Here is a 25,892-nt window from a genome sequence, read left to right on the forward strand (position 1 = left end):
TTACAATCCGCCCTCGATTTTTGTACGGACAGACTGAACAACCATGTTGCAAAACCGCATCGAACCCCAGGCCGCGCCGGGCCTGCGGCGTGAACTTAAGGCACGCCACCTGACCATGATCGCCATCGGCGGCTCCATCGGCACCGGGCTGTTTGTCGCCTCCGGGGCGACCATCTCCCAGGCGGGTCCCGGCGGCGCGCTGCTCTCCTATATCCTGATAGGCCTGATGGTTTATTTCCTGATGACCAGCCTGGGCGAACTGGCGGCCTACATGCCGGTATCCGGCTCGTTCGCCACCTACGGCGCGCGCTACGTCGAGGAAGGGTTCGGTTTTGCGCTGGGCTGGAACTACTGGTACAACTGGGCGGTGACCATCGCCGTCGATCTGGTGGCCTCGCAGTTGGTAATGAACTATTGGTTCCCCACGGTGCCCGGCTGGATCTGGAGCGCCATATTCCTTGCCATTATGTTTTTGCTTAACGCCATTTCGGTCAAGGGCTTCGGCGAGGCGGAATACTGGTTTTCACTGATCAAAGTGGTCACGGTGGTGATATTTATCGCCGTGGGCGTACTGATGATTGCCGGTATCCTGCGCGGCGGCGAGGGTGCGGGCTGGCATAACTGGCAGGTGGGGGACGCGCCTTTCGCCGGCGGGTTCCCGGCGATGATCGGGGTGGCGATGATTGTCGGTTTCTCTTTCCAGGGCACCGAGCTTATCGGCGTCGCCGCCGGCGAGTCCGCCGATCCGGGCAAGAATATTCCGCGCGCGGTGCGCCAGGTGTTCTGGCGTATCCTGCTGTTCTACGTGCTGGCCATCCTGATCATCAGCCTGATCATCCCCTATACCGACCCGAACCTGCTGCGCAACGACGTCAAGGATATTACCGTCAGTCCGTTTACGCTGGTGTTCCGCAACGCCGGTTTGCTCTCCGCCGCCGCCGTAATGAACGCGGTGATCCTGACCGCCGTGCTTTCGGCCGGCAACTCCGGCATGTATGCCTCCACCCGCATGCTGTATATGCTGGCCTGCGAAGGCAAGGCGCCGAAAATCTTCGCCAAGTTATCCCGGGGCGGGGTGCCGCGCAACGCGCTCTACCTGACCACCATCATGGCCGGCCTGTGCTTTCTGACCTCGATGTACGGCAACCAGACGGTCTACCTGTGGCTGCTTAATACCTCCGGCATGACCGGCTTTATCGCCTGGCTGGGCATCGCCATCAGCCATTACCGCTTTCGTAAAGGGTATATTATCCAGGGCCGCCGGCTCAGCGACCTGCCGTATATCTCGGGCTTTTTTCCCCTGGGGCCGATTTTCGCCTTTGTGCTGTGCCTGCTTATCACGCTCGGGCAAAACTACCAGGCGTTTTTACAGGATCGCATCGACTGGTACAGCGTCACCGCCACCTATATCGGCATCCCGCTGTTCCTGGTTATCTGGCTGGGTTACAAATGGAGCCACGGCTCGCGCCTGGTGCCTTATCGGGAGATGATTTTCCCCGCCCGGCCCGATGCCGCTGAACGCCAGGACGCCGCAGCAGCGCCCGCGCCCCTGCGCTCGGAGAGCTGAGCCGCGGGACGGCGAATGATGCGCCCACCGTCCGCCCGGCCTGTCGCGCGCGTCGTCCCCTCGGGTGATCCCGGGCGGCGCGCCGGCCTGGGTTTATAGCGCGATTGGCTTTTTATATGCCGAAAAAATGCTTACCCATTGCCCGGATACCCAATAAGATATTCTTCCCATTCCAGCGCGGGCCGGGTCGGCTAGGTCAGTTCGCACGGCGCGCGGTTTTATACAGGCCAAGGCATGTCATACGCAATCCGTGTACAGGTATCTCCCGATAATTACTATTCCTACCCCGGCGCCATCGAACAGCTGGTCCATTTCTATCCTGCGGACGTGCTGGCGAACGCGGTCTGGATTTACGGCGAACGGGCGCTGGCGGCGGCGCGCGCCTACCTGCCGGCGTCCTTTGACGCCCCCGGCGCGGTGCGCATCGGTTTTGCCGGCCATTGCAGCGAGCGCGACGTTGCGGATCTGGCGCGCCGGGCCGGCGGCGACCGCCGTGTGGTGATAGGCGTCGGCGGCGGGGCGGTGCTGGATACCGCCAAGGTGGTGGCCCGTCGCCTGGGCATCCCGCTGGTGGCTATCCCCACCATCGCCGCCACCTGCGCCGCCTGGACGCCGCTCTCGGTCTGGTACGACGACGCCGGGCAAGCCCTGCGCTTTGAAATCTTCGCCGATGCCAACCACCTGGTACTGGTGGAGCCGCGCATTATCCTGGCGGCGCCGAAAGCTTACCTGCTGGCGGGCATCGGCGATACGCTGGCGAAATGGTATGAGGCGGTGGTGCTCAGTGCCGAACCGGAAAAACTGCCGCTTACCGTACGCCTGGGGCTCCAGACCGCGCTGGCGGCGCGCGATGTGCTGCTCAACCAAAGCGCCGCGGCGCTGACGGCGCTGGACCGGGGTGAGCTAAGCCAGGATTTTCTTGATGTGGTGGACGCCATTATCGCCGCCGGCGGCATGGTGGGCGGCCTGGGCGAACGCTACACACGGGTGGCGGCCGCGCACGCGGTCCATAACGGCTTAACGGCGCTGCCCGCCACCGCGTCCTTTTTGCATGGCACCAAAGTCGCCTACGGCATCCTGGTCCAGTGCGCCCTGCTGGGACAACATGACGTCCTGCGCGCGCTCAGCGCCGCCTGGAGCCGCTTCGGCCTGCCGACGTCGCTGGCGGCCATGCGCGTGGATATCAACGACCGCGACGCCGTCGGCCAGCTCATTGCCCGCACGCTCCAGCCGGGAGAATCCATCCATCTGGTGCCTATCGCTTTAAACGAGGCTATTGTGCTGCAGGCGCTGCGCGACGTCGAGGCTGTCGCCGCCGGTGCGGCAGCGTAAGCATGGCGGGTAAAAGGGAAAGCGTGCCTATGAGGCCGAAGCAGCCACGGCATTTCGGGGCACCGGACGCCCCCGTTTCGCCAGGCTCGCTGTCGGCGGATTCACAGTGGACGGGCGTTAACGGTTAAGATGCAGCGCGTGAAAGCGCAGATGATCCTCGATAAAACTGGCGATGAAAAAATAGCTGTGATCATAACCCGGCTGGATGCGCAACGTTAACGGCCAGTCCCGCCGCCGCGCCAGATCCGCAAACTTCTCGGGCTGCAGCTGCGTCGCCAGAAACTGATCGGCATCGCCCTGATCTATCAGTATCGGCAATGGCCTGGCCGCATCCCCCGCCAGCAGGACACAGCTATCGTATTCCCGCCACGCCTGCGCGTTATCCCCCAGGTAGTGGCTAAACGCCTTACGCCCCCAGGGCACCTCCGCCGGATTGACAATAGGCGCAAACGCCGACACCGAACTAAACCGCCCCGGGAAACGCAACGCCAGCATCAGCGCGCCGTGGCCGCCCATGGAATGCCCCATGATCGCCTGCCGGCCGCTCACCGCAAACTGCCGTCGCACCAGCGCCGGCAACTCTTCGGCCACATAATCAAACATCCGGAATTGCCCGGCCCAGGGTTGCCGCGTGGCGTTAACGTAAAACCCCGCGCCCTGGCCCAGATCATACGCCTCGTCATCCGGCACATCCGCGCCTCGGGGGCTGGTATCCGGCATCACCAGCAACAGGTTCAGCTCGGCGGCCACCCGCTGGGCGCCGCTTTTCTGCGAAAAATTCTCATCGCTGCACGTCAGTCCCGACAGCCAGAACACCATATGCGGCGGCGCCGCGTGCCGATCGGCGGGCGGCACGAACAGGCTATAGGTCATCAGGCCGCCGGTACTCGCCGCACGATGGCGAAAACGGCATTGCCGGCCGCCGAACAGCCGGTGCTCATCAATACACTCAGGCATCGCATCCATCACATATTCTCCAGGACCACATCGTTAACCGCACACCCGTTCCCGGGCGCGGGCGGGTATTGCTCAATAATCAGTTTTTTCAGCGCCGCCACGTTGGGGCTGAACGCATCGGCGCGCCAGATAAGCCACGTTGCCACATCGGCGGTGGGCGCCGGCAATTCATGCACCGACACCCGCCGCCGATCCGGTAATTGACGCAGCACCGTCAGCGGCAGCATGGCCACGCCGGCGCCGCTGGCGACGCAGGCCAGCATGGTATGATACGACTGAATTTCCAGAATCGGACCGGGCGCCACGCCCCGCTGTGCAAACCACGCTTCAAAGCGCCGGCGGTAAGAACAACTGGGGCGAAAGGCGAACAACGTCTTGCCGGCAATCTCCTCCGGGCTGTCGATCGGCGGCTGATCGAGCGCGGCAATCAATACCAGCGTCTCGGCGAAACTGTAGCACCCCTGTATTTCAGCATAGTTCACCGGACCGTCCACCAGGGCGGCGGCCAGGGTGCCGGCGCGCACGCCGTCCACCAGCTCCCCCGAGGATCCGGTCGCCAGCGACAACGACACCCGGGGAAAACGCTGATGATAGGTGGCCAGCAGCGCGGGCAGGCGGATGGCCGCCGTGCTTTCCATGGAGCCAAGGGCAAAATTGCCCGTCGGTTCCCCGGCGTGGGTCATGCTGATGGCCTCTTCGCTCAGCGCCAGGATCCGCGTGGCGTAGCCCAGGAAATTATGCCCCATGGGCGAGAGCCGCAGGCGCTGTTTTTCGCGGATAAACAGATCGGTTCCCAATTCCCGCTCCAGCTGCCGCAGCCGGGTAGTCAGGTTGGACGGCACGCGATGCAACTGCTCGGCGGCGCGCGCCAGCGAACCGGTATCGGCGGCGGCGCAGAACATTTTCAGCTGGGTCAGATCCATGTGTTCTCTATTTGTCAGTAAGTTGGTCTTGATTATTCATTTTTCGTGAGTTTAGTGATCGTGCATGCTATTGGCAAGATGAATATTTCTTGTGGAGAAGGTATGGCGATAAAAGTGGCCCTGAGCGGCTTTCTGGCACTGTTGGTGGCGATGGGTATCGGCCGTTTCGCCTTTACGCCGCAGGTACCGCTGATGATAAGCGCGGGGCAGTTAACCCTTACCGGGGCGGGGGTGGTGGCGGCCTGTAATTACCTGGGCTACCTGGTGGGCGCCTATGACGCCATGCGCGCGGGCAGGGGGCTGGAAATACGGCTGTGGCTTGGGCTGTGGGGAACGGTGGCCATCACGCTGCTCTGCGCCGTCACCCACAGCCTGCTGGCGCACTGCCTGCTGCGTTTGCTGGCGGGCGCGGCCAGCGGATGGGCGATGGTGCTGGTGGCGGCCTGGACCGGCGACCGGCTGGTACAACTACGTCGCCCGGCGCTCAGTGCCGCGGTGTTCGCCGGTCCCGGCGCCGGCATCATGGCCAGCGGCCTGCTGGCGCTGGTCATGCATCGCCTGGATATCCACGCCGCGGGCGCCTGGCTGGTCTATGGCGTTACGGCGCTGCTGCTGGTGGCGCTTATCAGCGCGCATCTGCCCAGAGGCGGCGCGCTGACGCGCCAGGGCCCGGACGCCGCCAGGCCGGCGCTGACGCCACGGCTGAAAAGCCTGGTCTGGAGCTACTCCCTGGCGGGTTTCGGTTATATCCTGCCGGCCACCTTTCTGGCGCAGATGGCGGCCGCGCGGTTTCCCGGCAGCGAGACCGGCCACTGGATCTGGCCGGTGTTCGGCGCCGCCAGCATGGCGGGCATTGGGGTCGGCATTCTGACGCGCCATCGCCTGCGCGCCGGCCAGCGGCTGGCGCTGACCCTCTGGGCGCAAACGCTCGGCGTCGGCCTGATGATCGCCATGCCCGGCGTCGCCGGCCTGATGGCGGGCGCGGTGCTCACCGGCGGCGGCTTTTTGAGCGTGGTGCAATTGACGCTGGTCTGCTCCCGCCGCCAGGCGCCGGATCATATGCGCTTCATGACCGGCCTGCTCACCTGCGGCTACGCGGTCGGGCAGCTTATCGGCCCCATGCTCTCCGCGCTGGCCAGCAGCCTGACCGGCCGGCTGGAGCCGGCGCTGATGACGGCGGTGGCCGCCCTGGCGCTCGCGGGCGCGCTGGCATGGCGTCAGCCCTGAACGGTTAGTCACAGGCGGCGATGCGGTAAAGCCGGTAAAAATTTCATGGCGCATGCAACACATTCACTGGATAAACGCGGCGCTCTCTACTAGAGTGGGGGCGCATCTTGACGTGATGAGATCAAGAGCAGCCAGGCCTGCCGGAGAAGAAAAAGTATGCTATCGCTGACAACAGAAGCCGCATTGGTGCATGAAGCCTTAATGACGCGCGGCCTCGAAACGCCCCTGCGCGGGGAAGTGCTGGACGGGGAAACCCGCAAACGGCAGATTGCCGAGCACATGACCGCCATAATGAACCTGCTTAACCTGGATTTATCCGACGACAGCCTGGCGGAAACGCCGCACCGGATTGCCAAGATGTACGTTGATGAAATTTTTTCCGGCCTGGATTACGCCAATTTCCCCAAAATCACCCTGATTCAAAACAAGATGAAGGTGGATGAAATGGTCACGGTACGGGATATCACCCTGACCAGCACCTGCGAACACCACTTCGTGATTATCGACGGCAAGGCCACCGTGGCCTATATCCCGAAGGACAGCGTGATTGGCTTATCCAAAATCAACCGCATCGTGCAGTTTTTCGCCCAGCGCCCGCAGGTGCAGGAGCGTCTGACACAGCAAATCCTGGTGGCGCTGCAAACCCTGCTCGGCACCCTGAACGTGGCGGTGTCCATCGACGCGGTGCATTACTGCGTGAAAGCGCGCGGCATCCGCGACGCCACCAGCGCCACCACCACCACGTCCCTTGGCGGATTGTTTAAATCCAGCCAGAATACGCGCCAGGAATTTTTACGGGCCGTACGCCACCACAACGGCTGATGCGGCGCTGATATGTGTTACGGCGCGGTGCGCGCCGCCTGATAAAAGAGGTTGCCCATGCGCGAGCGCATCGCCATGCTGGACTGCGCGCGGGGGATGGCGATTCTCGGCATCCTGCTGATGAATATTACCGCCTTCGGCCTGCCGAAGGCGGCCTATCTCAATCCGGCGTTTATGGGCGCGCCTTCCCTGGCCGATGCCTGGACCTGGGCCGTGATGGACATGGTGGCGCAAGTCAAGTTCCTGACCCTGTTCGCCCTGCTGTTCGGCGCCGGCCTGCAAATGCTGCTGCCGCGCGGCGGCCGCTGGATACGCTCGCGGCTGTTTTGGCTAATGGCCTTTGGCCTGATCCACGCCATCTTTTTCTGGGACGGCGATATCCTGCTGGATTACGGCCTGGTGGGGCTGCTGTGCCTGGGCGCCATTCGCCACGATATATCGTCCGGACGCCTGATCGGCGCCGGCATCGCCCTGTACGCCATCGGCCTCGGCATCCTGGTTCTGATGCAGGCGATGCTGGCCGGCGCCGCGCCGGGGCGGTTCTGGCTGCCCGGCGTGGCCGATCGCATTTACGAATACTACTGGCAAACCACCGGCGGTCCCGAAGCCTGGAGCGTGCGCCTGGCGTTATTGCAATCGAGCCTGATGTCGCTGGCGGCCCAGTACGGCTGGCTGCTGGCCGGCGCCATGCTGATTGGCGCCGGGCTGATGCGCAGCGGCTGGCTGGCGGGCAACAGAAGTCCCGCCCACTACCGCGCCATGGCGTCCTGGCTTATTCCCCTGGGGCTGGCGATAAACCTGCCGTCGGTGGTGGCGCAGTGGCAATCGGGCTGGGCTTATCACTGGTGCGCGTTCCTGCTGCAAATTCCCCGCGAGCTGGGCGCCCCGTTCCAGGCGCTCGGCTACGTGGCGCTGTGCTACGGCTTCTGGCCGGCCATCGGCGGCCTGCGCGTCGTGCGCTGGGTGAGTAACGTCGGACGCATGGCGTTGAGCAACTACCTGCTGCAAACACTGCTGTGCACCCTGGTGTTTAACCAGTTCGGCCTGTTTATGTCCCTCGGCCGCACCGGCCTGCTGCTGCTGGTGCCCCCCGTCTGGCTGGCCAATATCCTGTTTTCCACCCTGTGGCTGCGGTTTTTCCCCCAGGGGCCGATGGAATGGGCATGGCGCCGCCTCACCCGGCTGACCGCCGGCGCCCCGGCGCGCGCGGCGGACTAAGGTCCTTCCCCGGGGCAGGGCATCGCCATCCATTATCCCTGGCGGAGGCGGGATTGCCGGGAGAGTGCGCCATTACTTTAATCATTCATCAAAGCATGTGCCCGCTTAAGGTTAGGTTAATTTTTTCATGGTTAACTGGCGCTAATATTTCCCTGAGCTAACCTGAATATGTGGTTTAATATTGCGAAAGCGGCGCCGCGCCCCACGGTCAGCCCGTGGTTTTTTAATATTATCGTGGCGCTGGTCATTACTTTTTTCCAGAATATCGTTTATTTTAGAAAAGTCCTGCAGCTCGTCGATATATCAGTAGGCTACAACTTACTGTTTTTTATCAGCATGCCCGTTACCCTGTTGTTCGCGCTCAATTTATTATTCAGCGTGATCCTGCTGCCTTATATCCGCAAGCCCATCGTCATCCTATTGTTTTTCAGCGACGCCCTGGCGCAGTATTTTATGCAGGCGTACGGCATTATTATCGATCGGGGCATGGTCCAGAACACCCTTGACACCACGCTTGTGGAAAGCGTCGCCCTGCTGACGCCGCGCCTGGCGCTGTATCTGATCGTCTTCGGTATTTTGCCCTCGCTGCTGGTGTTGTGGATCAAGGTCAGGCCGGTGGCGTTTTCCTGGTCGAATATCGGTCTGCATTTCCTGAATGTCCTGGTATCGCTCTGTGTTATCGCGCTGGTGGCCTCTTTCTTTTATAAAGACTACGCTTCGCTGATGCGCAATAACCAGCAGCTGGTGAAAAACCTGGTCCCCAGCGATATGGCGCTCGGCGGCTATTCCTATTACAAGCATGATTACGTCAAGAAAATGCCCTTCACCGAGCGCGGCCAGGACGCGCATATTGTCCCCGCGATTCATGACAATCATAAAAAGAACCTGATCATCGTGGTGGTGGGCGAGACCTCCCGCGCGCAGGATTTTTCGCTGGGCGGCTACGGCCAACTGACCAACCCCAAGCTGGCGGCGGACAACGTCATCTATTTTCCGGACACCTCGTCCTGCGGCACCGCCACGGCGGTATCGGTACCCTGCATGTTTTCCGGCATGACGCGCAGGCAGTATGACGGCGAAAAAGCCGACAGCCAAAGCAACGCGCTGGATATCATCCAGCGGGCGCAGGTGGATGTGCTGTGGCGGGAAAACGACGGCGGCTGCAAGGATGTCTGCCTTCGGGTGCCCACCGAACAGCTCAGCACCTGGCATCTACCCGAACTCTGCGCCGAAGGCGTCTGCCTGGACGAAGCCCTGCTGCGCAACCTGGACGGCTACATCAACGCGCGCACCAAGGATACGGTTATCGTGCTGCATACCATGGGCAGCCACGGCCCGACTTATTACCAGCGCTACCCGAAAACCGCCGCCGCCTTTGCCCCCACCTGCGACACCAATGAGATTCAAACCTGTTCGAACCAGGCGCTGGTTAACACTTATGACAATACTATTGTCTATATAGACGACATGCTTGATAAGACCATAAAATTGCTGCAAGCTCATGGCGATAGGTTCAATACCGCCCTGGTCTATCTGTCAGATCACGGCGAATCCCTGGGCGAGAACGGTATCTATCTGCACGGCATGCCCTACGCCGTGGCGCCGGCCCAGCAAACCCATATCCCGATGCTGATTTGGCTGTCGCCCGACTATGTCCAGGCGCATGCCGTCCGGGAAGACTGCCTGCGAGACCGGGCAAAACGACAGGCCTACTCACACGATAATCTCTTCTCTACGTTGCTTGGACTGACCGATGTCAAAACGCAACTCTATCAGCCGGATCTTGATGTTTTACAACCTTGCCGGGATGCGCAGCAATGAAAATTCTGATCATCGAAGACGATAAGTTATTGCAGGACGGCCTGCGAATGGCCCTGCAGCAGGAAGGCTACGCCAGCGACTGCGCGGGTAATCTGCGCGACGCGGAACATCTGATGGACAGCACCGCCTACAGCCTGGCAATACTCGACCTGGGCCTGCCGGACGGTGACGGCATGTCGCTGCTGAATCTGTGGCGCAAGGCGGGAAACGACGTGCCGGTGCTGATCCTGACCGCGCGCGATGGCATCGATGAACGGGTGCACGGTCTAAACCTGGGGGCGGACGATTACCTGGTCAAGCCTTTTGCCCTCAGCGAGCTGCTGGCCCGGGTGCGCGCCATTATCCGCCGCCATCAGGGCAAAAGTAACAATCAGCTGTGGGTGGATAATATTTCACTCGACCTGAACAGCCACGAAGTGACCCTGGACGGCAAGATTATCGAACTGACGCCGAAGGAATTCGCCATTCTTTCCCGGCTGATGCTGCGGGCGGGGCATCGCATCCACCGCGAAATCCTCCATCAGGATCTGTATAACTGGGATGACGACCCCTCGTCCAACTCGCTTGAGGTCCATATTCATAATCTGCGGGCGAAAATCGGCAAGGATCGTATCCGCACCCTGCGCGGATTCGGTTACCTGCTGACCAAAACCGCGGCAGGGGAACCGTCATGAAAGCCGCCGACGGTCCGATGACCAGCATGCGCTGGCGGCTTATCGTGGTGCTGGGCATTATCCTGCTGTGTTGCCAGCTGATTACCGTTATCTGGTTATGGCACGAAAGCAAAGAACAAATCGACCTGCTGGTCAACCGTACCCTGGCGGAGAGCGTGCGCAACGAGCACGTTAACCAGGAAATACGCGAGGCCATCGCCGCGCTCAGCGTGCCGTCGCTGATGATGATTATGTTCACGCTGTTCTTCTGCTTCCAGGCGGTGAACTGGATAACCCAGCCGCTCTCACGCCTGCAGGACGCGCTGGGATCGCGCGGCGCGGAAAACTTTGAGCCGCTGCCGGAGCTCGGCAATATCCGCGAGGTGATCGCCGTCACCCGCAGCCTTAACCAGCTGTTGTTCCGGCTGAATACCACCTTGCAGCAGGACCGGCAGTTTACCTCCGACGTGGCCCATGAATTACGCACGCCGCTTTCCGGCATCCGGCTGCACCTGGAGGTACAGGAAAAGCAGTACGGTATCGACTGCCAGCCGCTTATCGAGCGGGTGGACAATATGTCCTATACCGTGGAACAGCTGCTGCTGCTGGCGCGCATTCGCCACGATTTTTCCTCCGGCCATTACCAAACGGTCAGGTTCAGGGACGACGTTATCATCCCACAGCAAAGCGAACTGGACGAGATGGTGGAACAGCGCGGACAGCGGATACGCTGGCTGCTGCCGGAAACGGAAATCATTTTCCAGGGCAATGCCATCCTGATGCGGCTGCTGCTGCGCAACCTGGTGGAAAACGCCCACCGCTACAGCCCGGCGGACAGTATTATCGTCGTGCGGCTCACGCATGACGGCGCTGACGGCATCCAGCTTCAGGTGATTGACGAAGGGCCGGGCGTCGACCCGGCGAAAGCGGTGGAACTGACGAAGGAATTCGTGCGCATGGATCAGCGCTATAACGGCATCGGCCTGGGATTAAGTATTGTCACCCGCATTGCGCAGCTGCACAACGGCCGCTTCGAGCTGGTCAACCGCGACGACCACTCCGGCACCATCGCCCGCCTGTTCCTAACCGAACCGGCCTAGGAGACCGCCATGCTATCCGACGCGTCCGCCCCCTGGCTGTATAACCTGTTTATCCTGGCGTTGCTGGCCAGCGGTTACGCGCACCTGGCGTGGAATAAGGCGTTTTTGTATATCATCCTCAGCCTGGCGGGCACGCTTGCCGCCGCGGCGACGGTTTTCAGCCGTATCGACGCATCCAGCCCGGCCGCCGCCTGCTACATAGTGCTGCTTATCAATGCCTCCTTTGTGCTGGTTTCGGTGGTCAGCGCCTGGTCGTTGTCATTTTACTCCCGGGCGAAAAAACACCGCCGCCGCCGCGATGATTAAGTATTTCGTGATAGGATAGGGTGAAATAACAAAAAAAAGCCCCTCGATAGTTACAACATCCACCAAGTATCCCCCCACCGATCCTTCCCCTCCGGCCAATGCGTGCGAAAGTGCCTGGCAGATAAAATGCCAATAATGTATGTAAACGGTTCCGGTCCTGTGACCTGATTCACGCTGTGTTGCGATTAAACCGGTTAGGATAGCGCTTTATGTTTCATAAGTGTTATGACAATCAGGAGCGTCAGGAGGGCATAAACCATCAATGTCCGCCGGTTTGGTCGAGAATACCTGGGCGAAAAGCACCATTAACAGGGGATGAGATGATCACTATTCGTGATGTGGCGCGGTTGGCCGGGGTATCGGTGGCAACGGTGTCACGGGTATTAAACGATAGCGCTATCGCCAGCAAGGAAGCGCGCGACAAGGTGATGAAAGCGGTCAAGGAACTGGGTTACCGGCCTAACGCCAATGCGCAGGCGCTGGCCACGCAAATCAGCGACACCATCGGCGTGGTGGTTATGGACGTATCCGATCCGTTTTTCGGCGCGCTGGTGAAAGCGGTGGACACCGTGGCGCAGCGGCATAAAAAAAACGTCCTGATCAACAACAGCTACCACCAGGCGGATAAAGAGCGCCATGCCATTGAAGTCCTGATCCGCCAGCGCTGCAGCGCGCTGGTGGTCCACGCCAAGATCCTGTCCGACGAAGAGATGATCCCCTTTATGGTGCGCGAGCCGGGCATGGTGTTGATTAACCGCATCCTGCCGGGCTTTGAGCACCGCTGCGTGGGGCTGGACAACGTCAGCGGCGCCCTGATGGCCACCCGTACCCTGCTCAAGCAGGGGCACCGGCAGATTGGCTATATCGGTTCCAACCATCCCATCGAGGATGAGCGGCAGCGGCGCCAGGGCTACCTGCAGGCCATGGCGGAGGAGGGGATCGCGCCGCCGCAAAGCTGGCAGGCGTTCAGCTCGCCGGACCTGCAGGGCGGCGAGGAGGCGATGGTGGAGCTGCTGGGGCGCAACCAGCAGCTGACGGCGGTGTTTGTCTATAACGACGGCATGGCGGTGGGGGCCCTGGCGACGCTGAAAGAAAACGGTATCGCGGTGCCGACGCAATTTTCGGTGGTGGGGTTCGACGATATTCCCATCTCCCGCTATACCAGCCCCAATCTTACCACGGTGCGCTACCCCATCTTCGCCATGGCGGTCGCCGCCACCGAGCTGGCGCTGCTGGGCACGGCGGGGCGCATCGACGAGAAGCAAACGCACCTGTTTATGCCGACGCTGGTGCGCCGCCATTCCGTGGCGCCCTGGAAAAACGTGGCGGCGATCGCGTCGTCATCAGAAGATGAGATGTAACCGCTTCCAAACTGTGAGAATATTCACAGTTTCTTAACATTGATCCCTCTATGCTAATGGTGTTATTCCCTCACGATGCTATCAGGTCAACATCGCGAGGGCTTTTCGTACAGGGATGTCGGTAAAACCACGGAAGGAATTTGTCTGCCTTTGAGTAAACCTACCTATTTCCGGAGAAACTAATGAATAAGAAGGCATTAACCCTTACCGCTCTGGCAACCGGCCTGTTGCTGTCCGTCGCCGCTCATGCCGCCGATACCCGCATTGGGGTAACTATTTATAAATATGACGATAACTTCATGTCGGTGGTGCGCAAGGCAATAGAAAAAGACGCCAAAGAAGCCAAAGGCGTGCAACTGCTGATGAATGACTCGCAAAATGACCAGTCAAAACAAAACGACCAGGTGGACGTATTGATTGCCAAGGGCGTCAAGGCCCTGGCGATTAACCTGGTCGACCCCGCCGCCGCGCCGGTGATTATCGAAAAAGCGCGCGGCGCCAATATTCCCGTGGTGTTTTACAACAAAGAACCCAGCCGTAAAGACCTGGACAGCTATGACAAGGCCTATTACGTCGGTACCGAATCCAAGCAGTCGGGCATTATCCAGGGCGAGCTTATCGCTAAGCACTGGAAGGCGCATCCGGAATGGGATTTGAATAAAGACGGCGTGATCCAATATGTACTGCTTAAAGGCGAGCCGGGACATCCCGATGCCGAAGCGCGCACCGCCTATGTGGTCAAGACCCTGACCGACCAGGAAAAGATCAAGGTACAGCAGCTGCAGCTGGATACCGCCATGTGGGATACCGCCCAGGCCAAGGATAAAACCGATGCCTGGATGTCGGGTCCGAACGCCAACAAGATTGAAGTGGTGATCGCCAATAACGACGCCATGGCCATGGGCGCGGTGGAAGCGCTGAAAGCCCACAATAAATCGGCCATTCCGGTATTCGGCGTCGATGCCCTGCCTGAAGCGCTGGCGATGGTTAAATCCGGCGCTATGGCCGGCACCGTGCTGAACGATGCCGACAACCAGGCCAAGGCCACCTTCGACCTGGCGAAAAACCTGGCCGACGGCAAACCGGCGGCGGAAGGCACCAACTGGAAACTGGATAATAAAGTCGTCCGCATCCCCTATGTCGGCGTCGATAAAGATAATTTAACGCAGTTTATTAAGAAATAATCCCCACTCCCCCCATTGGGCCTGACGCCCGAGGGGGGATTTTTCTGTCTTATCCTAGCCGGGTATAACTATGGCCGATATTACGACCGAACAGCCAGGCGAATGGCTGCTGGAAATGAACAACATCAGTAAATCATTTCCTGGCGTCAAAGCATTGGATAATGTGAACCTCAAGGTGCACTCCCACTCCGTCCATGCCTTGATGGGCGAAAACGGCGCGGGTAAATCCACGTTATTGAAGTGCCTGTTCGGCATTTATAAAAAAGATTCCGGTAGTATTATTTTCCAGGGAAAGGAAATCGATTTCAAAAGTTCCAAAGAGGCGCTGGAACATGGCGTTTCCATGGTGCATCAGGAACTGAACCTGGTATTACAGCGTACCGTCATGGACAATATGTGGCTTGGGCGTTATCCGCGCAAAGGCCTGTTTGTCGATCACAAAAAGATGTACGCCGACACCAAGGCCATATTTGACGAGTTGGACATTAATATCGATCCCTATGATAAAGTGGCCACCCTGTCAGTGTCGCAAATGCAGATGATCGAGATTGCCAAGGCGTTTTCCTATAATGCCAAAATCGTCATCATGGATGAACCGACCTCGTCGTTGACCGAACGCGAGGTCAATCATCTGTTCAGTATTATCCGCAAGCTCAAGGCGCGCGGGTGCGGCATTGTTTATATTTCCCATAAGCTGGAGGAAATTTTCCAGCTGTGCGATGAAATCACCATCCTGCGCGACGGCCAGTGGATTGCCACCCAACAGGTGGAAGGCCTGACCATGGACAAGATTATCTCCATGATGGTGGGGCGTTCGCTCAGCCAGCGCTTCCCCACGCGCGAAGGCGAACCGGGCGAGGTGATCCTGGAGGTGAAAAACCTGACCTCGCTGCGCCAGCCGTCGATCCGCAATATCTCCTTCGACTTGCGCAAAGGGGAGATTCTCGGCATCGCGGGCCTGGTGGGCGCCCGGCGCACCGATATTGTCGAAACCCTGTTCGGCATTCGCGAAAAAGTGACCGGCACCATCATCCTGCATGGCAAGACCATCAAAAACAACAGCGCCAACGAGGCGATCAACAACGGTTTTGCCCTGGTGACCGAGGAGCGGCGGGCCACCGGTATCTACGCCTATCTGGATGTCGGCTTTAATTCGCTGATTTCCAATATCCGCAATTATAAAAACAAAATCGGGTTGCTGGATAATTCGCGCATGAAAAGCGATATCCAATGGGTTATCGATTCCATGCGGGTAAAAACGCCGGGCCATCAGACCAATATCGGTTCGTTGTCGGGCGGCAACCAGCAAAAAGTGATTATCGGCCGCTGGTTATTGACCCAACCGGAAATCCTGCTGCTGGACGAACCGACGCGCGGGATTGATGTCGGGGCTAAATTTGAAATTTATCAATTAATTACCGAGCTGGCGAAACGCGGTAAGGGCATTATTATTATTTCGTCCGAGATGCCGGAACTCCTGGGGATCACCGACCGGATACTGGTAATGAGTAACGGTCTGATGGCGGGGATTGTGGAAACGAAACAAACTTCGCAAAACGAAATTTTACGTCTTGCTTCCGTGCATCTTTAATTTTATAGGGTTCTTATTATGAATGTGTTGAATAAGAAAAGCATGCTCACTTATTTAAAAGAGGGCGGCATTTATGTGGTGTTATTGGTACTGCTGGCTATTATCATTTTTCAGGATCCGACTTTTTTAAGCCTGATAAACTTAAGTAATATCCTGACCCAATCATCGGTGCGTATTATTATCGCGCTCGGCGTGGCGGGGCTGATTGTTACCCAGGGCACCGACCTGTCGGCCGGGCGCCAGGTGGGGCTGGCGGCGGTGGTCTCGGCGACCCTGCTGCAATCAATGGAAAACGTCAATAAAGTCTTTCCGGATATGCAAACCCTGCCGATCCCGGTGGTTATCCTGACGGTATGCGTGATCGGCGCTTTTATCGGCCTGATTAACGGCGTGGTGATTGCTTATCTTAATGTGACGCCTTTTATTACCACTCTGGGTACTATGATCATCGTGTATGGCGTCAACTCGCTGTATTACGATATTGTCGGCGCCTCGCCCATCGCCGGCTTTGATTCCCATTTTTCCACCTTTACCCAAGGGTTCCTGCGCTTCGGCGATTTTAAGCTTTCCTATATTACGTTTTACGCGGTGTTTGCCATTCTGTTTGTCTGGGTGATCTGGACCAAGACCCGCTTCGGTAAAAATATCTTCGCCATCGGCGGCAATCCGGAAGCGGCCAAGGTTTCCGGCGTCAATGTGCCGCTGAACCTGATTATGATTTATGCCCTGTCCGGGGTGTTCTATGCCTTCGGCGGTATGCTGGAAGCCGGGCGTATCGGCAGCGCCACCAATAACCTGGGCTTTATGTACGAGCTGGACGCCATTGCGGCCTGCGTGGTGGGCGGGGTATCGTTCGCCGGCGGGGTCGGCACGGTGGCGGGGGTGGTGACGGGGGTAATTATCTTTACGGTTATCAACTATGGGCTGACCTATATCGGCGTAAATCCTTATTGGCAGTACATTATTAAAGGGGCGATTATTATCTTTGCGGTGGCGCTGGATTCACTGAAATACGCGAAGAAGAAATAGCAGCCTCAGGCGTAGGTGCGGGGTTGTCAATGGCCCCGCGCTTACGTATTTTCATCTTGAAAACGTACAGAGAAGAGACTAGAATGTTTTCAAGTTGAAAACGTCATGCTGGGAGGCAAAACGATTGCACGTTATCAGCAGGCTGCCGTTCAACGAGGCGCGGGCGGAATTCCCCAATAGCGCTACTGCACTTGTTGATCTGCTAATGACATTGGAAAAAGGCAGTTTCAGCAGCCCGGAGTCGATGAAAAAGGCGATATCTTCTCTAGACAATTTTAAGTATCGGGAGAAGTGGTGGGTGATTGATGTATCAGGAAATACGCTACGGATCATCGCGTTTATCGATTTTCAATTGCAAAAGGTTTTCATCAAGCATATCGCCAGTCATGCCGACTATGACAAATTGACAAAATATTATCGGGAGCATAAAGAATGACTACGCTCTATGGTAAAAATCACCTCAATGCCGCCAGTGCCGAAGGCATAATTTCCGCATTTGGGAACGTCGTGAAAATTATCCCCCTGATGACGGGCAACAAAAGTGAAACGGAATACCACCAGGCGCTGGAGTTGATTGAGTACCTGATCGACCACGACGAGCTTGATAATCCGTTGTTTGAACCGCTAGCGGCAAAAATCGCCGAATATGAGAGCAGTGCGCCGGAGTTCGCTGAATTAAACAAAGCGCTTGACGGGATACCAGGTGGAATTGCAGTTTTGCGCACGATTATGGATCAGCTTGGACTCAAAGCGGCGGATCTTGAGAGTGAATTAGGTTCTAAATCCAACGTAAGCAACATACTGAACGGACGGCGTGCATTGACTGTACATCATATAAAAGCACTCTCCGAGCGCTTTCACATTCCTGCCGAAATGTTCATTTACGGTTGAATTGTCGTTCTGAAATACCAGAATTTTATGATAAAAAGGCAAAGGCGGCCCGGGCTTGCTGTCAAAAAGGGCTGTTGTGGCCCTCGGTGAGAGTTTCGCTGGCGAGCGCGAAACCCTCCCCAAGCGATATAAACCCCGGCTCCGCTATTAGTTATCCAATTCGCCCATGGATTTAACCTGATCGCGATTAATCTGCTCGGTTTTGCCGGTCTCGGCGTTTTTGTAAGAAACGAGGCCGGTATCATCATCAATCTGTGGTTTACCATCGGTGACGATGGTCCTGCCGTCGGTGGTTTTTATCGCCTGATTGGATGAGCAGGCGGTCAGTAAAAACAGCGAAGCGCAGCTGAAAACCATTGAAACCACTATATTTTTAATCATTATAATCTCCTCTGATGAACGTTAATTAGATTGTGAATTTTTCATCTTAAAATCTAGCAGAGAGTTGACTGTTTACGAGCCGGTTGATGAGGTATCCGTGCCATTGGTCTTTATTTTAGGAATATTGGCGATTATTTGTTCATTTTCAATGCTAAACCACCCATCGGCCTACCGGCGGGAACTTACGGCGGTAGGACAAGGGACCGGGTCGTTATCGGGGCGGCAACCCCTCAGTCAGGTGCGTTTCGCACTAATAGGTAGGGTCTGGTGCGGTTAGCGCATATCCGGCAGACGATCGCTGATAGCGTTGTTCGGTTCGGGTTTGGGCTGGGTTTCAAGCAGTTGCTCCGGTGATACCGCCGGGTAGCCTTGGGTGCCCTCGGGAATTTCGTGCGGCGCGGGAATGGGGATTTGCGGCCCCAGGAAGCGGGGTTCGCGTTTCATAAGGTACAAGTCCGACAGGGCGCCAAGGCGGGCGCCGATTTCCCGCAGCCGGACCGAGAACATATTCTTGGGCGAGGGCACGGCGAAACACTGGGCCTGGATACCCATGCGCATGGCGATAAACAGCGCCCTTTCGCAATGAAAGCGCTGGGTGATAATGGTGAAATCGTTGGTGTCGAAGACCTTGCGCGTGCGGATGATCGAATCAAGGGTACGAAAGCCGGCGTAGTCGAGCACGATGTCGCCGGCGGGCATGCCGTGGGCAATCAGGTCGCGGCGCATGGTGACCGGCTCGTTATAGCTTTGCAGCGCGTTGTCGCCGCTTAGCAGCAGATAGTTGGCCTTGCCACTATTGTAGACGTTAAGCGCGCCCTGGATGCGATAGAGATAATACTGGTTAATGACGCCGGCGCGGTAGTATTTGGCGGTACCCAGCACCACGCCCACCTGGCGGTGGGGCAGCAGTTGCAGATCTTCATAGATATAAGGCGCGGTTTTCCAACTGATCCAGCGATCCAGTCCGAATGCCGTTAACAGCAAAACGCCCGCGATAATAATCAGGGAATATATCAGGCGCTTCCACATGCCGTAAGCCTTAACCTATCCTGCCGCAAAGTCATTGCCCAAGGCTACTTTACCTGCCCGGCCGAAGCAAGGAGCGTGGCGGCTGAATACGCCCAATGTGACAATTTGTTGAGGCGCGTCAGAACGGCGTGCGCCGGTAGTGGCGATACTGCGGATGCCAGAAATTGTGCTCGATGGCGATGGACAGCACCTCCTCCGGCGTCACCATCGCCACGCCGTGCACCTGCGCCGCCTTGCCGACTTCCATGGCGATCACTCTCGACACGCCCTGGATATCATTGATATCCGGCAACAGCGCCCCATCGGCGCCGTTAACCAGCGGCGAACAGTCGGCCAGGGCGCGGCTGGCGGCGATAAGCATGGCTTCTGTCACCCGCGTCGCGCCCGAGGCCAGGACGCCTAGGCCGATGCCCGGAAAAATATAGGCGTTGTTGCACTGGGCGATAGGATACACCCGGTCTTTATAGCGCACCGGCGCAAACGGACTGCCGGTGGCCACCAGCGCCGCGCCGTCGGTCCAGCGAATCACGTCTTCCGGCGTGGCCTCTACCCGGGAGGTGGGATTGGACAACGGCATGACGATGGGACGCGGGCAGTGAGCGTGCATCTCGCGGATAATCTCCTCGCTGAACAGGCCAGGCTGGCCGGAAACGCCGATCAGCACCGTCGGCCTGGCGTTGCGCACCACATCCATCAGCGAAATCGTGTCGCTGTCCAGCCGCCAATCGGCAATCTGGTCGCTGTGCTGCACCAGGCGGCTCTGGAAATCCAGCAGGTTGGCCAGCTTATCGGTTAACAAGCCGAAACGGTCGACCATCAGCACCCGCGCGCGCGCCTGGTCCTCGCTCAGGCCCTCGGTGCGCATCTCCGCGACGATCTGTTCGGCGATACCGCAGCCGGCGGAGCCGGCGCCCAGGAACACCACGGTCTGATCGCGCAGACGGCTGCCGGCGGCGTGGCTGGCGGCCAGCAGGCAGCCCAGGGTTACCGCGGCAGTGCCCTGGATATCATCGTTAAAGCAGCACAGTTCGTCGCGATAGCGGTTAAGCAGGGGGGTGGCGTTTTTCTGGGCAAAATCCTCGAACTGCAACAGCACATCGGGCCAGCGGCGCTTCACCGCCTGGATAAAGGCGTCGACGAACTGATCATACTCCTCGCCGGTAATGCGCGGATGGCGCCAGCCCATATACAGGGGATCGTTAAGACGCTGGGGATTGTTGGTGCCGGCATCCAGCACCACCGGCAGGGTATAGGCCGGGCTGATGCCGCCGCAGGCGGTGTACAGCGACAGCTTGCCGATGGGAATGCCCATGCCGCCGATACCCTGATCGCCCAGGCCCAGGATGCGTTCGCCGTCGGTGACCACAATCACTTTTACATTCTGTTTGGTGGCGTTTTGCAGCATATCATCGATTTTGTCGCGGTTACCGTAGGAGATGAACAACCCCCGGGCGCGACGGTAGATATCGGAAAAATGCTCGCAGGCCTCGCCCACGGTCGGCGTGTAGATAATCGGCAGCATCTCGCTCAGATGACCGTCCAGCAGGCGGTAGAACAGCGTTTCATTGGTATCCTGAATATTGCGCAGGTAGATATGCTTATCGATATCGCTGGTAAAGTCCTGATACTGCCGCCAGGCGCGTTCGGTTTGCTCCTCAATGCTCTCCACCGCTTCCGGCAGCAGGCCATGCAGGTTAAAGTTATCGCGCTCCTCAATGGTAAACGCGCTGCCTTTATTCAGTAGCGGAAATTCCAGCAGTACCGGACCCGCATGGGGGATATAGAGGGGACGCTTGCTTTCGTGTTCCAATTCCATGACTTTTCCCATCGCTTCGCAAAAGATTCCAAAAGGATAAAAGATTGTGGCGAAGGATGCATGTTTTCATTGGTAATTTGTTATTTAATGATTAACTTATAAATAATTGGATACTCCAGCCGGCCCCGATCGGCGCCGCCCGGCGGCAACGCAGCGCCGCCGTCGAAGACGTTATCGGCGGGAAAGGGGCTTATGTCAGCCAATACCTGGAGATCTCGCCGCAGCCCAGCGCCGTCAGCGTCGATCGCGTCGCGTCCCACTGCGAAAAAGGCGCGCCTTCGCGCTCCAGCAGTACCGCGCGCTGCAGGGTCGCGCAGTCGGCGCCGGCCATATTCAGTAATATCAGCGCCGACTGCAGCGGCGGCAGGCTGGGATTAAACGCTGCGTTTTCCGCATAGCGGCCGGCAAAAATGCGCCCATCCGCCGTTTGCAGCGCCACCGCGCTATGCGCCTGACTATAAGGCGCGTGGCTCTGGTTGGCGGCCTGCAACGCCTGCTGCGCCAGGGGATCGTTGACGCCCTCGGCGCCTTTCCCCGGGCTGCCGGCTGCGGGCTGTCCGGACGCCGCCTGGACCGGGTCCGCGCCTTGCGCCGCGGCGTAAAGCGTATCCGCGCGCGCGCCCGGCGATTTCACCGCCCTGGCGCCGCGCCCATTGGGCGCCATCATGCCGTACTGATGATCCACGCCGTCCATCAGCAGGGTATGAATGGCCAGATCGCGCGGGCCGAACGCGTCGGGCAGATAATGACCCAGCGTGGCGGGCGAACGGTCGGGCAGGTAAATCATCAGGTCAGTGCCGCTGTTCAGCTCGTTCATAAACTGCCGGCAATGGCCGCATGGGGTGTAGTTGACGCTGATGCCACGCAGGCGTTTTTCACCGCGCAGCCAGGCATGATTGATGGCGCTTTGCTCGGCATGCACCGTTTGCTGCAGCGGCGCGCCGATAAATTCCATATTGGCGCCGAAATAGAGGTTGCCGCTAACGCCGCGCGCCACCGCCCCGACGTTAAACCGCGAGACCGGCGCCAGGGCGCAGGCGGCGGCCAGGGGCAGCAGCGCGAAGCATAAGGCGTCTTCGTCCATCCCGCCGGCCCGCATCAGGCTGGCGGCCTGGGCGGCGCTTAGCCAGCCGTTGAAATCGGCCTGGTCCAGTTCATGCGCCAGCGCGGACCGCAGGGCCGGTGCCAGGGCGTCCAGTGAGGGGGTAAACCGTGCGTGCATAATGATTCCCTGAGCATTTATTATGGAATCATTTTAGACGTTGTAGGCTTAAATAAATATGATCAATATCTTATCGTGCGGCCTGGCGGTTGCCGGCGACGGCCGGGTCAAGCACATTATCGCATCAGCCCGGACGGATGCCGGCGCGGCGAGATCAGCCGAACGCCCGCAGCAGCAGCGGGAACAGGAACGGCGCGATAAGCGAGGTGATAATGCCGCAGATCACCAATGCCAGGGAACTGAACGCGCCTTCCTGAAAATCCATCTCGGCGCAGCGGGCGGTGCCGAGCGCATGGGACGCGGTGCCCATGGCCAGGCCCCGGGAGGCTTTGGTGGTGATACCCAGCAGCCTGAACAGCGTATGGCCGAATACCGCGCCCAGGATACCGACAAAAATCACGCATACCGCGCTGATGGCCGGAATACCGTTAATGGACTGCGCCACCGCCATGGCAATCGGCGTGGTCACCGATTTAGGCAGGATCGAGGCGGCAATCTCCGGCGTGGCGCCCATCCACAACGCGATGGCGGTGCCGCTGACCATGGCGGTAACGCTGCCGACAAAACAGATGCTGATAATGGATTTCCAGCGCGCGCGGATCTGGTGCAGCTGTTCATACAACGGGAAGGCCAACGCCACCACCGCCGGTTGCAGCAGGTCGTTGAGAATTTTACTGCCGGCAAAATAACGCGCGTAGGGAATGCCGGTGAGCAACAGCAGCGGGATAATCACCACCATGGAAATCAGCAGCGGATTGAGCAGCGCCATGCGAAATTTCGCCGCCAGCCGCCTGGCGCCAAAAAATACCGCAAGCGTAAGCGGCAGCGACCACCAGAAATTGGCTAACATTATTGATCCTCAGGGGGGCGCGGCTGGCCGGCCACCGGACGTTCACGGTGGATGTAATGCGAGCTATAGCCCACCACCACCATGACAATCAGAGTACTGATAACGCAAGACACCACCAGCGGGCCGAACTGCGACGACAGCTCGTGGTAATAGTTCATCACGCCCACGCCTATCGGCACGAACAACAACGCCATATAGCGGATCAGCAGATGACAGCCGGGCTTGAGCCATAACGGCGGCAGCAGTTGCAGACAGAGCAGGATAAACAGGATCAGCATGCCCAGGATACTGCCCGGAATGGTAATCGGCAACAGCGTGGAAAGGAAATCACCGACGAACAGGCACAGGTAAATCAAGGCAAAGGCGCGAATAAAGGCCCAGCCGTTTACGATGATATTGCGCATTATCTCAACCTTATTTCTAATCGCGTTTATCATACAATTAATTCTGACACCGTGCCACCGCTCACGGTTCGTCCGATGAAATGACCGGGCCAGCTTATCAGCTATGCCGGTAAAAATCGTGCCGTGACCAAGGCGGATTTAAATGTATGACTTATCGCACGGCAATCTCCCGGCCAAACTGTTAACAAAGTAGATTCATTTGCCGACGAAGGATCCTCGTCAGGCGTGTTCGCGATCAGAAGAGGTTTTTACTATGGCTATTCCACGTTTTTATGGTGTTATTCCGCCCGTTCCCACCCTTTTTACCGCCGATGAGCAACTCGATGAAGACAGCATGGCGAAACTGCTGGACAGTCTGATTGCCTCTGACGTCAACGGCCTGTTTTTCCTGGGAAGCGCCGGTGAGTTTGCCCATATGTCGGAAGCGTTGCGCCTGCAGACGGCGGAGTTCTGCGTTAATTACGTCAACAAGCGTAAACCGGTTTTAATCGGCATTGCCCATTCCGGTACCCGCGAGGCCATCCGTTACGGCCTGCACGCACAGAAGATTGGCGCCGATGGGGTGGTGGCGGTAAATCCGTTTTACAATCCGCTGAGCGAGGAAAATCTTTATCTGCATTATAAGCATTTGTCCGACGCGCTAAGCCTGCCGATTATCATCTATAACTTCCCGGGGCTGACCGGCCAATCGATTCCGGTGGCGGTGATCCGTCGGCTGGCGGAGACCTGCGCGAATATCGTCGGCCTTAAGGATACGGTGGATACCCTTAACCATATTCGGGAAACCATCCACGCGGTTAAACCCGTGCGTCCGGATTTTGCCGTATTTTCCGGCTATGACGAATATCTGTTCGGCACCCTGATACTCGGCGGCGACGGCTGTATTCCGGCCAGCGCGAATTTTGCCCCGCAGTTGACCTGCGGCATCTACCGGGCCTGGCAGGACCAGGATTATGCCCAGGCGGTCAAGCTGCAGCAGCGCCTGTCGTATATTCCGGAATTGTATAATTATGATTTGCCGTTCTATAACGTGGTGAAATACGCCATTAAGCTGACCGGGGTGGATATTTCGGTGAATTCGCTTTGGCCGGCGTCGCCGCTTACGGAAGAGCTGAAGGAGAAGGTAAGGAGCGCGTTGGTCAGGAGCGGGGTAATTTAAGGGGCATTGCGGTTGGTGGGACTACGGCTGGGCAGGGGGTTGAGCTTGCCTAGGGGTGTTTACTGGCATGGGAGAAGGTTTTGCCTGGGCGGGCGCGTTTATCGGCATGGGGGAAGGTTTTGCTTGGGCGGGCGCGTTTGTTGGCATGGGGGTAAGTTTTGCCTGGGCGGGCGCGTTTATTGGCATGGGGGTAGGTTTTGCCTGGGCGGGCGCTTTTGTTGGCATGGGGGTAGGTTTTGCCTGGGCGGGCGAGTTTATCGGCATGGGGAAGGTTTTGCTTGGGCGGGCGCGTTTGTTGGCATGGGGGTAGGTTTTGCCTGGGCGGGCGCGTTTGTTGGCATGGGAGAAGGTTTCGCTTGCCATGCGAGGCGGATTTTTATGCCGCACCGTGCGGGCAATCGACCCGGGGCGGGCAGTCGCCCCCGCCCCGGGACCCCGGGCTTCCGGCAGATCGTGCGCCGCTGCGCGGTTCCCGGCATCACCCATCCCGGCTTTTGGACCGCACGGGACGCGCTCCCGGCGCGGCCCTTAGCTTTCGCCGCTCCCGGCGGCTCATCCAGCCGCGATGTGCGCCGCCGGCGCACTCTATGCCGGCACCACGTCAACACCATCGCCTGTGAGTAAAATAGCTTTTTTGGGTTTCTTGCGGCATGCACTTACCGGGAAAGGTATCAGTATTCATTTTGCGCTAAAGCTTACAGTTTGATGGCTAATGGCTAATGGCTTAATGCTTAATGCTTACTGTTAAAACTTAAGCATAAAGTTGAATGATGAACGCCTTACTGCATGACTGCATGACTGCATGACTGCATGACTGCATGACTGCATGACTGCATGTCCAACTTTTCTCTGTGTCAGCTGCATTCCATAGCCATTGCCTCCCATAATGGTCAATCCCATCCCGGCGCAAGTCTCTATCCTAAGCAACAGCGCCGCAGCCACTTCATAAAACGCATGGCCAACAGCGACATGTGGACCGGCATAAAGCGCGCTGACGGCGCCTGTGCCCCCGGCATGAGCCGCCGGGAGCGGCGAAAGGCCCGGTGGCG

Annotated in this window: 25 protein-coding genes; 17 read left to right on the top strand and 8 right to left on the bottom strand. The window is 58.4% G+C overall.

Translation table 11 applies throughout. From position 1 onward, the window contains the following. The first annotated feature begins 43 nt into the window (after positions 1–43). Entirely contained in the window at positions 44–1,567 is a 1,524-nt protein-coding gene (locus ACL2XM_RS03665; protein ID WP_410014314.1) for an amino acid permease, read from the top strand. A 234-nt stretch (positions 1,568–1,801) separates the two neighbouring features. Further along, positions 1,802–2,899: an oxidoreductase gene (locus ACL2XM_RS03670; protein WP_413729780.1), complete on the top strand. Its 1,098-nt coding sequence runs from the start codon at positions 1,802–1,804 to the stop codon at positions 2,897–2,899. A gap of 117 nt (positions 2,900–3,016) precedes the next feature. Here ACL2XM_RS03670 and fghA read toward each other — a convergent pair whose 3' ends face one another. Together fghA and ptrR are read right to left on the bottom strand one after the other, a co-directional pair. Further along, positions 3,017–3,865, bottom strand: a complete 849-nt coding sequence (fghA, locus tag ACL2XM_RS03675; protein WP_413723271.1) for an S-formylglutathione hydrolase — start codon at positions 3,863–3,865, stop codon at positions 3,017–3,019. Continuing rightward, a complete protein-coding gene (gene ptrR / locus ACL2XM_RS03680) occupies positions 3,865–4,779 on the bottom strand; it encodes a putrescine utilization regulator PtrR (protein ID WP_413732387.1) in 915 nt (304 codons plus the stop codon). The genes fghA and ptrR overlap by 1 nt, the downstream gene beginning before the upstream one ends. A gap of 102 nt (positions 4,780–4,881) precedes the next feature. Between ptrR and ACL2XM_RS03685 the strand changes: the two genes are divergently transcribed. The 13 genes from ACL2XM_RS03685 (at position 4,882) to ACL2XM_RS03745 (ending at position 17,982) form a co-directional block, all read left to right on the top strand. Further along, entirely contained in the window at positions 4,882–6,006 is a 1,125-nt protein-coding gene (locus ACL2XM_RS03685) for a YbfB/YjiJ family MFS transporter (protein WP_413732388.1), read from the top strand. A gap of 156 nt (positions 6,007–6,162) precedes the next feature. Beyond that, positions 6,163–6,828, top strand: coding sequence for a GTP cyclohydrolase I FolE (folE, locus tag ACL2XM_RS03690; RefSeq protein WP_162368522.1), 666 nt, complete (start codon positions 6,163–6,165; stop codon positions 6,826–6,828). 57 nt (positions 6,829–6,885) lie between these two features. Continuing rightward, the gene (yeiB, locus tag ACL2XM_RS03695) at positions 6,886–8,046 is read left to right on the top strand and encodes a DUF418 domain-containing protein YeiB (RefSeq protein ID WP_413723269.1); all 1,161 of its coding nucleotides are present in this window, start codon (positions 6,886–6,888) and stop codon (positions 8,044–8,046) included. 168 nt (positions 8,047–8,214) lie between these two features. Continuing rightward, complete coding sequence (gene eptA / locus ACL2XM_RS03700) at positions 8,215–9,867, top strand: phosphoethanolamine transferase EptA (protein WP_413732389.1); 1,653 nt, start codon at positions 8,215–8,217, stop codon at positions 9,865–9,867. Continuing rightward, positions 9,864–10,541: a two-component system response regulator PmrA gene (gene pmrA / locus ACL2XM_RS03705; protein WP_410014321.1), complete on the top strand. Its 678-nt coding sequence runs from the start codon at positions 9,864–9,866 to the stop codon at positions 10,539–10,541. The genes eptA and pmrA overlap by 4 nt, the downstream gene beginning before the upstream one ends. Further along, complete coding sequence (gene pmrB / locus ACL2XM_RS03710) at positions 10,538–11,620, top strand: two-component system sensor histidine kinase PmrB (protein ID WP_410014322.1); 1,083 nt, start codon at positions 10,538–10,540, stop codon at positions 11,618–11,620. Before pmrA ends, pmrB begins: the two co-directional genes overlap by 4 nt. Before the next feature lie 9 nt (positions 11,621–11,629). Further along, entirely contained in the window at positions 11,630–11,926 is a 297-nt protein-coding gene (locus tag ACL2XM_RS03715; RefSeq protein ID WP_410014323.1) for a hypothetical protein, read from the top strand. A 320-nt stretch (positions 11,927–12,246) separates the two neighbouring features. Beyond that, positions 12,247–13,287, top strand: coding sequence for an HTH-type transcriptional regulator GalS (galS, locus tag ACL2XM_RS03720; protein WP_410014324.1), 1,041 nt, complete (start codon positions 12,247–12,249; stop codon positions 13,285–13,287). A gap of 182 nt (positions 13,288–13,469) precedes the next feature. Beyond that, the gene (gene mglB, locus ACL2XM_RS03725) at positions 13,470–14,471 is read left to right on the top strand and encodes a galactose/glucose ABC transporter substrate-binding protein MglB (RefSeq protein ID WP_410014325.1); all 1,002 of its coding nucleotides are present in this window, start codon (positions 13,470–13,472) and stop codon (positions 14,469–14,471) included. Positions 14,472–14,541: 70 nt separating this feature from the next. After that, on the top strand, positions 14,542–16,062 hold the full coding sequence (gene mglA, locus ACL2XM_RS03730; RefSeq protein WP_410014326.1) for a galactose/methyl galactoside ABC transporter ATP-binding protein MglA: 1,521 nt from the start codon (positions 14,542–14,544) through the stop codon (positions 16,060–16,062). A gap of 18 nt (positions 16,063–16,080) precedes the next feature. Next, positions 16,081–17,091: a galactose/methyl galactoside ABC transporter permease MglC gene (mglC, locus tag ACL2XM_RS03735; protein WP_410014327.1), complete on the top strand. Its 1,011-nt coding sequence runs from the start codon at positions 16,081–16,083 to the stop codon at positions 17,089–17,091. A gap of 124 nt (positions 17,092–17,215) precedes the next feature. Beyond that, positions 17,216–17,527: a type II toxin-antitoxin system HigB family toxin gene (locus ACL2XM_RS03740; RefSeq protein WP_410014328.1), complete on the top strand. Its 312-nt coding sequence runs from the start codon at positions 17,216–17,218 to the stop codon at positions 17,525–17,527. Next, complete coding sequence (locus ACL2XM_RS03745) at positions 17,524–17,982, top strand: helix-turn-helix domain-containing protein (protein WP_413723267.1); 459 nt, start codon at positions 17,524–17,526, stop codon at positions 17,980–17,982. The genes ACL2XM_RS03740 and ACL2XM_RS03745 overlap by 4 nt, the downstream gene beginning before the upstream one ends. A 147-nt stretch (positions 17,983–18,129) precedes the next feature. Here the strand turns inward: ACL2XM_RS03745 and ACL2XM_RS03750 are convergent, their stop codons facing one another. The 6 genes from ACL2XM_RS03750 to ACL2XM_RS03775 all read right to left on the bottom strand — a co-directional run bounded on the left by ACL2XM_RS03750 (position 18,130) and on the right by ACL2XM_RS03775 (position 23,684). Then, complete coding sequence (locus ACL2XM_RS03750; protein WP_413732391.1) at positions 18,130–18,363, bottom strand: YgdI/YgdR family lipoprotein; 234 nt, start codon at positions 18,361–18,363, stop codon at positions 18,130–18,132. 273 nt (positions 18,364–18,636) lie between these two features. Continuing rightward, entirely contained in the window at positions 18,637–19,392 is a 756-nt protein-coding gene (gene sanA / locus ACL2XM_RS03755; protein WP_413732393.1) for an outer membrane permeability protein SanA, read from the bottom strand. 118 nt (positions 19,393–19,510) lie between these two features. Further along, positions 19,511–21,208, bottom strand: coding sequence for an NAD-dependent malic enzyme (locus ACL2XM_RS03760; protein ID WP_410014332.1), 1,698 nt, complete (start codon positions 21,206–21,208; stop codon positions 19,511–19,513). A gap of 190 nt (positions 21,209–21,398) precedes the next feature. Continuing rightward, positions 21,399–22,430, bottom strand: coding sequence for a cytidine deaminase (cdd, locus tag ACL2XM_RS03765; RefSeq protein WP_413732394.1), 1,032 nt, complete (start codon positions 22,428–22,430; stop codon positions 21,399–21,401). 154 nt (positions 22,431–22,584) lie between these two features. Then, the gene (locus tag ACL2XM_RS03770; protein WP_410014334.1) at positions 22,585–23,280 is read right to left on the bottom strand and encodes a CidB/LrgB family autolysis modulator; all 696 of its coding nucleotides are present in this window, start codon (positions 23,278–23,280) and stop codon (positions 22,585–22,587) included. Continuing rightward, entirely contained in the window at positions 23,280–23,684 is a 405-nt protein-coding gene (locus tag ACL2XM_RS03775; protein WP_410014335.1) for a CidA/LrgA family protein, read from the bottom strand. Before ACL2XM_RS03775 ends, ACL2XM_RS03770 begins: the two co-directional genes overlap by 1 nt. A gap of 253 nt (positions 23,685–23,937) precedes the next feature. Here ACL2XM_RS03775 and ACL2XM_RS03780 point away from each other — a divergent pair, with 253 nt between their 5' ends. Then, positions 23,938–24,843: a dihydrodipicolinate synthase family protein gene (locus ACL2XM_RS03780; RefSeq protein ID WP_413732395.1), complete on the top strand. Its 906-nt coding sequence runs from the start codon at positions 23,938–23,940 to the stop codon at positions 24,841–24,843. Between the two features lie 67 nt (positions 24,844–24,910). Further along, complete coding sequence (locus ACL2XM_RS03785) at positions 24,911–25,153, top strand: hypothetical protein (protein ID WP_413727995.1); 243 nt, start codon at positions 24,911–24,913, stop codon at positions 25,151–25,153. The last annotated feature ends 739 nt before the right edge of the window (positions 25,154–25,892 follow it).

Source organism: Sodalis sp. RH20 (assembly GCF_047324205.1).
Classification (GTDB): domain Bacteria; phylum Pseudomonadota; class Gammaproteobacteria; order Enterobacterales; family Enterobacteriaceae; genus Acerihabitans.